This is a genomic window from Sebaldella sp. S0638 (genome assembly GCF_024158605.1).
Classification (GTDB): domain Bacteria; phylum Fusobacteriota; class Fusobacteriia; order Fusobacteriales; family Leptotrichiaceae; genus Sebaldella.
In genome coordinates this window covers 1-3563 of record NZ_JAMZGM010000192.1, presented here as the reverse complement: position 1 = coordinate 3563, position 3563 = coordinate 1, and the positions used below count along the sequence as shown (strand labels likewise).

The 3563-nt window shown below is 31.7% G+C and carries 4 protein-coding genes; 3 read left to right on the top strand and 1 reads right to left on the bottom strand.

The features are described from left to right. Positions 1 to 47 precede the first annotated feature (47 nt). Complete coding sequence (locus tag NK213_RS20535) at positions 48 to 182, top strand: hypothetical protein (RefSeq protein WP_256478839.1); 135 nt, start codon at positions 48 to 50, stop codon at positions 180 to 182. A 333-nt stretch (positions 183 to 515) separates the two neighbouring features. On the opposite strand, the gene NK213_RS19190 is transcribed toward NK213_RS20535, so the two are convergent. Further along, entirely contained in the window at positions 516 to 713 is a 198-nt protein-coding gene (locus NK213_RS19190) for a cold-shock protein (protein WP_012862437.1), read from the bottom strand. A 256-nt stretch (positions 714 to 969) separates the two neighbouring features. On the opposite strand from NK213_RS19190, the gene NK213_RS19185 reads away from it, so the two are divergent. Next, complete coding sequence (locus NK213_RS19185; RefSeq protein WP_253352318.1) at positions 970 to 2190, top strand: aspartate kinase; 1221 nt, start codon at positions 970 to 972, stop codon at positions 2188 to 2190. A gap of 3 nt (positions 2191 to 2193) precedes the next feature. Beyond that, complete coding sequence (locus NK213_RS19180) at positions 2194 to 3390, top strand: homoserine dehydrogenase (protein WP_253352316.1); 1197 nt, start codon at positions 2194 to 2196, stop codon at positions 3388 to 3390. The last annotated feature ends 173 nt before the right edge of the window (positions 3391 to 3563 follow it).

The window sequence follows — 3563 nt, the reverse complement described above, 5'->3', positions numbered from 1 at the left end:
GGGTTTATTACTCCTTACCAGGCTAGATTCAATTTCTTTGGATCCTAATGTTCCCATTTTGCTTGACCATTACAAAACTTGACGGTGAATCAAACTTATATGATTACTACGGAAATCTTATGAGAACTGATGTATATAAAGACGGAACTATTCAAAGTGCACGTTTCTTTGAAATAAATTAATTGTTTTATCAATGTTAATTTTAATTACTGCAGTATCAGTTTTTAAATTCAAAAATAAATTTCAGAAATATAATTCTATAAAAAAAGACGGTATTTTTCAATTGTAAAACACCGTCTTTTTATTTTATTGGTTCTTATTAGTTTTTATTTTTTAAAAATCTATAAACATTATTTCAGATATATTCAAAATATTTTTTTTATTATTTATATTTTAAAATAAAGAATAATTAATTAAGTCGCTTTCTAAACTATTTATCAAAACATTATTATTCCTGATTTAGAAATATTACTATAAATAGAAAAAGCGACATAAAGTCGCTTTTTTTTCGGGTCTTATCTGGCTACTACATTAGTAGCTTGAGGTCCTTTTGGTCCTTCTTCTACTTCAAATATTACTTCTTCACCTTCGTTAACAGATTTAAATCCATCTTTTTCAATTTTTGAAAAGTGTAAGAAATAATCGTTACCGTCTTCTCCAGAAATAAACCCAAACCCTTTTTTGTCGTTAAACCATTTTACTTTACCTTGCAAAGAAACTACCTCCTAAAATTATTACACCTTAAACATATTACCATTCAAATACATATTTTTTTAAGTAATGCTTTTGGCAATATTATTATAACATATTTTTAAAAAAATGAAAGCCTTTTTTATTTTTTTTTATTATTTTAATATCAATACTATATGATATATATTGTTACATAAGAAATATATTAGTGTTAGTTATTGAAAATAATTCCAAAATAGGTTATTATATTCTATATATTATATTGTCTTAGGAGGTTTTATGGCACTTATTATCCAAAAATACGGAGGTACTTCTGTTGCCAACACAGAGAGAGTAAAAGAAGTTGCAAAAAAAGTAGTAAAATATAAAAAGGAAGGTCACGATGTTGTAGTAGTCGTTTCTGCACCTGCGGGAATGACCGACAGCCTTGTTAAAAATGCATATGAGATAACCAGCAACCCTAACAAGCGTGAACTGGACATGTTATTAACTACCGGAGAGCAAATCTCTGTGGCACTGCTTTCTATGGCCATATATGAGTTAGGTGAAAAAGCAATATCATTTAATGCTTTTCAGATAGATTTCAGGACAACTTCTGATCATACAAAAGCAGAAATACTAAATATAGATACAAAAAAGATAGAAGAAAAACTTACAGGCGGAAATGTAGTCGTTATTGCCGGTTTTCAGGGAGTAGATGAAAACTTTGACATTACCACGCTGGGAAGAGGCGGTTCCGATACTACCGCTGTGGCACTGGGAGCTGCGCTTCATGCTGATGAAGTAGAAATATATACAGATGTTGACGGAGTATACACTGCTGACCCAAGAGTAGTAGACAATCCGAAAAAACTAAAAGAAATATCATATCAGGAAATGCTCGAGCTGGCATCCTCGGGAGCAAAGGTACTTCACCCGCGTTCTGTGGAGATAGCCGCAAAATATAATATTAATATTCACCTGCGTTCATCATTTGAGGATATTCCAGGTACTATAGTAAAAAAAGGAGATGAAATAATGGAAAAGGCACAAGTAGTAGGAGTTACTTCTTCTAAAAATGAAGGAAAAATAACATTGTTCGGATTACCTGACAGACCAGGTACAGCTGCAAAAGTTTTCAGCACACTGGCAAAGGCAAAAATTAATCCTGACATTATTCTGCAAAGTTCTAGTATAAATAAAGATCTTAACAATATATCATTTACTGTAAAAACTGCTGACCTGAAAGAAGCTGTTAAAATAACTGAAACTTTAAAAGAGGATCTTGGTGCTGCGGGACTGGCTTATCAGGATAATATCGCCAAAGTATCTGTAATCGGTGTAGGACTCAGAACACATTACGAGACAGTTTCGGCTATATTTGACACACTGGCTGAGAACAAGATCAATATTGATATGATATCTGCTTCGGAAATAAATGTTTCATGTATCATTGAAGAAAAAGATATTGATAAAGCCGTCAAAGCTCTTCATGCTAAATTTATCAATCTGGGGGAATAACATATGAAAATAGGAATAATAGGGCTTGGTACTGTAGGTGAAGGTGTACTGAAAATACTGGCTCTTGAAAATGAAAATATAAAACTAAAATCAGGTGCGAACCTTGAAGTGAAATATGCCTGTGACCTAAATATTGATAGAGAATTTTCATTTAATTTTGATAAGGCTATACTTACTCAGGATTATAAAAAAATCATCTCAGATCCCGAAATTGACATTGTGGTGGAATTAATCGGAGGAGAAACTATAGCCAAAAATATAATTATGGAAGCTCTTAATAATAAAAAACACGTTATAACTGCCAATAAAGCACTGGTAGCTAAATACGGGCCTGAGATTCTCTCATCTGCCAAAAGTAACTGTTCTTTATTCTTATATGAAGCTGCTGTGGGTGGTGGAATTCCTATTATCACACCTATGATAGAAAATCTGATCGCTAACAGAATTACTGAAATACGCGGGATTATGAACGGTACTTCTAATTATATACTGACAAAAATGAAAGAAGAAAAGCTCGATTTCGAGGAAGCTCTTCATCTTGCGGCTGAAATGGGATATGCAGAAGCCGACCCTTCATATGATGTTGACGGTATAGATGCAGGGCATAAAATAGCCATTCTGTCTTCGCTTGCCTATGGAGGATACATAAATTTTAACGAAGTTTACCTTCAGGGGATAAGAAATATTTCTCTTGTGGATATATTTGAAGCTGAAAAACTTGGTTTCTCAATAAAGCTCATTGCAAGTTCAAAAATAAATGAAGATAATCTTGTGGAAATATCTGCGGAACCTATTCTTCTAAAAAATGAAAAACTGTTGTCTAATGTTAACGATGTTTATAACGCTATTGAAGTAACAGGAAGCTATACAGGAAAAACTCTTTTTTATGGTAAAGGTGCCGGAATGGAACCTACTGCTTCTGCTGTAATTTCGGATATAGTAAAAATTGCTACTGATTCGGTTATTAATTCAAGCTTTTTCTTTGATACTGACAGTCATTTGAAAACTGTAGATACCAATGAATTAAAGCATGAATTTTATATAAGAACTTCCAAAGATTTCAATATAGAATCATCTGTACTGGAACTTTATGAGGAAATAGACAACTACTATATTATTATTGCAGAAAATATTTCAAGAAATGAATTAGATGAAATTTTTACCGATGTTAATGAAAAACTTATAATAAAAATAATATAAAAATAAAAGGACTGGTATTGAAAATATAAATTTTCTAACCTAGTCCTTTTTATCTATAATATGATCTCCTTACTATCTTTATATGTCCAAAGACAGAACGGGAGTGTGCAAGAAAGTCTGTAAATTAAATCTGATATAATAAAAGATTTGTTTTTCATATATTGATTTATCTA

What these genes read in the sequence shown, in the direction of transcription:
- NK213_RS19185 (WP_253352318.1), top strand. Translation starts at nt 970, where the DNA reads ATGGCACTTATTATCCAAAAATACGGAGGTACTTCTGTTGCCAACACA.
- NK213_RS20535 (WP_256478839.1), top strand. Translation starts at nt 48, where the DNA reads ATGTTCCCATTTTGCTTGACCATTACAAAACTTGACGGTGAATCAAAC.
- NK213_RS19180 (WP_253352316.1), top strand. Translation starts at nt 2,194, where the DNA reads ATGAAAATAGGAATAATAGGGCTTGGTACTGTAGGTGAAGGTGTACTG.